Annotated in this window: 2 protein-coding genes, 1 tRNA gene and 1 pseudogene; 1 reads left to right on the forward strand and 3 read right to left on the reverse strand. The window is 44.2% G+C overall.

Translation table 11 applies throughout. The features are described 5' to 3' along the window. The 3 genes and pseudogenes from B3Z75_RS14180 to B3Z75_RS14190 form a co-directional block, all read right to left on the reverse strand. Positions 1-575: pseudogene (locus tag B3Z75_RS14180) on the reverse strand (type II CRISPR RNA-guided endonuclease Cas9); the annotation flags it as partial. Positions 576-1736: 1161 nt separating this feature from the next. Further along, positions 1737-2735, reverse strand: a complete 999-nt coding sequence (locus B3Z75_RS14185) for a hypothetical protein (protein WP_286853839.1) — start codon at positions 2733-2735, stop codon at positions 1737-1739. A gap of 508 nt (positions 2736-3243) precedes the next feature. Continuing rightward, positions 3244-3318 (reverse strand) — tRNA-Pro (locus B3Z75_RS14190). A 215-nt stretch (positions 3319-3533) separates the two neighbouring features. On the opposite strand from B3Z75_RS14190, the gene aspS reads away from it, so the two are divergent. After that, a complete protein-coding gene (gene aspS, locus B3Z75_RS14195; RefSeq protein WP_294073121.1) occupies positions 3534-5291 on the forward strand; it encodes an aspartate--tRNA ligase in 1758 nt (585 codons plus the stop codon). Positions 5292-5309: the final 18 nt, after the last annotated feature.

Genomic DNA, 5309 nt, shown 5'->3' on the forward strand with positions numbered 1-5309 from the left:
TGATTGAAATTCAACAATATCCAAGCTAGTTCCTCTTTTTTTATTTTTTCGCTTAAGGCTTTCTTTCTCAGGTAATATATGGTCCAGTCATACGGTATTTTGCTCTCGGAACCATTGGCTTTCAAATAAAATAATTGCGGTTGGGTTATTCTAAAATCATCCACCATTTCTTGGAAACTATCTTTAAAGATAAAATCATATTTCTTATTAGATATTTCCTGATAAGGCAGCTTAGGTTCTTTATTTTTCATGAACTGACCCGGCCGATTTTCAAAATCAATATTTTCAGCATAGTGTGTCGGCAAAAAATCAAGAATATGCAGAACACGATGAAGCCTTTCACGACGAAGCACATCTCTTTCATAGAGTCTGCGTACACTTCTAAATTTTGTTCTATCTGCTGTAGCTGAAACGGGATTACCTCTTTCAAATTCACCCACTTTTGCAGCATCCATGGGTATAATACGACTTCCCATTCCCAAAATTTCACCTTTTTTCTCGTCAAAACTGTGTTTAATAAGTGCCCATCCTATCGAGTTCGTACCCAAATCAAGACCTAAGATTCTTTTTTCCATATGTATTGTATTAAGAAAGAGATAATTCCATTCAACCCCTCAAAGATAAACAATTATTAACTTAAAACAATTTTCAAAGTATTTAAAATGTTATATATTTGTGAAATTATCTGAAAGCAATTCACAATAAGGATTATTCCGTTGTGAAAACATTTAAAACGGCCCATTTATTGGGTCGTTTTGCTAATACACTCTCAGTTAGGTGTAAACACAAAATTCTCAATACATATCCAACTTCTCAGATCAACCTTGGAGAGCTTGTAATTTGACGATTGGACAGATGGTATTAAGCCTAGAACAATCAGTCTTCAAGACCTTCAATGCTTCAAAAAGGAGGATAGTAGCCCACTTATACCATTATTAATTATTTAGATAGACGCTTTGCAAGTGCTTAAGCGGAATCTTTCAATGCCAAGATCAAGGCTTTTAGGGCTAGACTGAGACGGGTTAAACATATTCCTTATTTTTAATTGAAGCTAACGAATATTTATAATTAGTTCATAGGAAATCTGACTGATCTTGGGTTGATTCACAATTCATGACCTATGTATGGCCTAATAAAAAAACATTCACCGAAATTTTAGAAACTGTTTTGAATTTTATTCAANNCCCATTTATTGGGTCGTTTTGCTTAAATAACCATCAGTCTAAAATTGTGTGGTCACAGAAGAAAAAGTGCCTAGCCTATTGAATTGATGAAAATTTTTATCCCGGTAAAAAAACCAAAATGGGGAGATAACATTGGGTTAAGTGGCCACGATCTGTCTCACCCTGTTTTCAATTTTCAGTGCATATAAACATATTTTAGAAAAGGACAAGTTATACCGTGTCTTCCGATGATCATCGACTATACCTAAACTGATGCGACTCCTAATATCGCTCTAATATACTTCAAATAGAAATGGAGTTGATCCGGTTTACATTAGACCGGAATAAGAGGAATATTATACGAAAAAGAGGACCTGGTCTTCAATTGGGGTAAGCACCACAGGTCACAAAAAACACCTATCAAAATGAATCGACAAGTGCAATATTCTGTCTGACAAGGACTCATACGTTTCTCCGAATATTTGTGTTGAGCACAAGTGTAATGATTTGCCGTTAATCGCTGACAAACAAAAAAAGGCGGAGCCGTACCGCCTTTTTTTACCGTTTATACTATTAATCAGGACAATCCACAACACGCTGTACATCTAAATGGATACCATAATAAGCGTATGCATCAACTATTACGGTTGACTGGTTGCCTTTGTAGGTAGTAAACAGGCCAGGCGACGGGTTCCCACTGGGTGGTGTTTCGTACCCTTGAATTTTTACCGACTCGGCAACATTCTGCAACCGGGCTCCGTTGAGCGCGGCGAGAGTAATGGTTACTTTACCATTCACCACTTCGGAAAAAGTTACGGTTCCCACCAGGTAGGTCTGACCGGCATAAACATTAATGGGAGTATTGGCAACATAAGGAGTATAGGTTGCCCAATTGCCTTGTGTTACGTACCGGGAGCCTGCAGCCCAGGCTGTTTCGTCCTGGTAACATACCTCAGCCGGCGGTTCGCAAAGGGCTATGCAATATTGAAATTTCATAAACCAGTTTTTGCCCACTTTTTCGCCTTCTCCAAAGGCTGTTTCGCTTCGTACAATTTCACCGTTAACCACTTTTACCACCTCGGCATGAGCGGCCACACACACGCATCCTTCGGGAAGTGTTTCAAGCGGAATTTCAACATAATAAAAGGTTTTTAACCCGTCAAATTCCACCTTATAAGGGAATTGTCCCGGAACAAGATTGCCTGATTTATTCACCGGTAACTTGTCGCAGGCTCCCACATAAAGGTGGATTGCTTTCATTTTCCATTCCCCGGTAGTTTCGTAAGCCACGTACAAATTTTCTCTGTTGTTGACAACGTAAACTTTTCCGGCTTCATAGTATTGTCCAGCCATAAGGCGAACCTCTTGTACATCGCGACAGGGATCTAAGCATATGGGGACTTCTACTGCGCGCGTACCGGCAGTAAGGGCAACAGCACTTTCTTCCTCAACTAGGTCCAAATCATTGGAACTTTCTTCCTCAATAAGGCTCAAATCATTGGAACAGGAAGAGATAGTGATGGTAATTGCCGACATGGCAATAACTGCGAAAAACAGAACAATTTTTCTCATAAACCATGATTTTTAAAATGATTATTACTAAACAAACCCTATGCCTACGGCTATGCAAAAGACAAATGGTAACGATCACTCACGTTTCCCTCAGATGATTGACAAAGAGAAACATGGTAAAATTAAATATTTTACAATTTCTCAATCGTCTTTAACTAATGTCACAAATATATAATAGAAAAAAAAATATTTTATAGGTTGTTGGTGAGAAACACATTACAAAACATTACATATTTCTTTGTTTTTATACCTGTTTGGCAGTCCACAGGCAACTATTACGGCACTGCTAAACGTGCATTTATTCCTACAACATTCAACAAATTAATTAATGTGCATTTCAATTATTGGTGAGCAATGGTGACATGTAAGGGAGCTGTGATACTCCTGATATTGTGTTTTTTTGAATGATGAAGAAAAGTTATCAATAGTATAGCGGTATACGGATCAAAATGTTTAAACCAAAAATAAAAAGAGTTACATTTCTCAATATAACTCCTTGATTATTAAGTCGGGGTGGCGGGATTCGAACTCGCGACCCCCTGCTCCCAAAGCAGGTACACTAACCGGACTGTGCTACACCCCGAAAATATATATAAACGTTTCCGAACTCTCTTTTTCAAGGGAGGAGCGAACATACGTACGCTGCATCCCTCAAAGATATTTGCAAAATGTGGGTGCAAAAGTACGTTTTTATTCTGACAATCTCAAATCTTCCTGCCTTTTTTTGTGTAAACATCCGTATAACGCAAGAATTATGTACATTTGCACTACTAAAAACGCAAAATAAACAGATATCATATGTATAGAAACAGTACGTGCGGCGAACTGAGGCTGGCCGATGCAAACAGAGAGGTGACCCTGGCCGGCTGGGTATCCAAAATCAGGAAGATGGGCGGCATGACGTTCATCGACCTGCGAGACCGCTATGGCATCACACAGCTGTCGTTCAACCAGGAGGTGGATCACGAGCTTTGCGAACAGGCTAACAAACTGGGCCGCGAGTGGGTGATACAGGTCTCGGGAACCGTGAAGGAACGCTCCAGCAAGAATTCGCACATCCCTACCGGCGACATCGAAATCATCGTCGCCAAACTGACTGTACTGAATGCATCCCAAACACCGCCCTTCACCATCGAAACGGAAACGGACGGAGGCGACGAGCTGCGGATGAAATACCGATACCTGGACCTGCGACGCAACGTGGTGCGCCAGAACCTGGAGCTGCGTCACCGGATGGCGTTCGAGACTCGACGATACCTCGACGAGCGGGCTTTCCTGGAGGTGGAGACGCCGGTGCTGATCGGCTCCACGCCCGAAGGGGCACGCGACTTCATTGTCCCATCACGCATGAACCAGGGCGAGTTCTACGCCCTGCCACAGTCGCCCCAGCTCTTCAAACAGCTGCTGATGGTATCGGGTTTCGACCGATACTTCCAGATCGTGAAGTGTTTTCGCGACGAGGACCTGAGGGCCGACCGCCAGCCGGAGTTCACGCAGATTGACTGCGAAATGTCGTTCGTGGAACAGGAGGATGTGCTGAATACCTTTGAAGGGCTCACAAAGCATCTCTTCAAAACAATAAAGGGAATCGAGATCCCGGACTTTCCCCGCATCAGCTACGCCGATGCCATGCGCCTCTACGGGTCGGACAAGCCGGATACGCGCTTCGGGATGACCTTCACCGAAATGAAGGAGCTGACCACGGGGCACGACTTTGGGGTGTTCGACTCCGCCGAATATGTGGGTGCCATCTGTGCCGAAGGGTGTGCCTCCTATACACGCAAACAGCTGGACGAGCTGACCGACTTCGTGAAACGGCCACAAATTGGGGCCAAAGGACTCATATACCTCCGCTACAACGGGGACGGAACACTCAAGTCGTCGGTGGATAAGTTCTACGACGAAGTGGCCCTGAAAAAGTGGGCCGAAAAGTGCAACGCCAAACCGGGAGACCTGATCCTGATGCTGGCGGGGGAGACGGAGAAAACACAGAAACAACTCTCCGAACTGCGCCTGGAGATGGGATCGCGCCTCGGACTGAGGGACAAAAACAACTACAAATGCCTGTGGGTGGTGGACTTCCCCCTGCTGGAGAAGGACGAGGAGCTGAACCGCTACTTCGCGAAACATCACCCGTTCACCTCTCCCAAACCGGAGGATATCGCCTTGCTCAATTCAAACCCGGGGGCAGTGCGGGCCAATGCCTATGACATGGTGATCAACGGCGTGGAAATTGGTGGCGGGTCGATCCGTATCCACGACAGCGCCCTGCAAAAGAAGATGTTCTCCGTGCTGGGCTTCACCGAAGAAAGGGCACAGGAACAATTCGGATTTCTGATGAATGCCTTTAAGTACGGCGCTCCTCCCCACGGGGGAATAGCCTTCGGACTGGACCGCTTCGTCTCCATCTTTGCGGGACTCGACAGCATCCGCGACTGCATTGCCTTCCCCAAAAACAACGCGGGTCGCGATGTGATGATTGACGCCCCGTCGCAAGTGGAGCAGGAACAACTGGATGAACTGGGCATCATGCTCAAGCCTCAGCAAACAGTATAAATGCAACAAAAGCTGCCA

Origin of the sequence: Proteiniphilum sp. UBA1028 (assembly GCF_002316955.1) — a bacterium.
GTDB lineage: Bacteria > Bacteroidota > Bacteroidia > Bacteroidales > Dysgonomonadaceae > Proteiniphilum.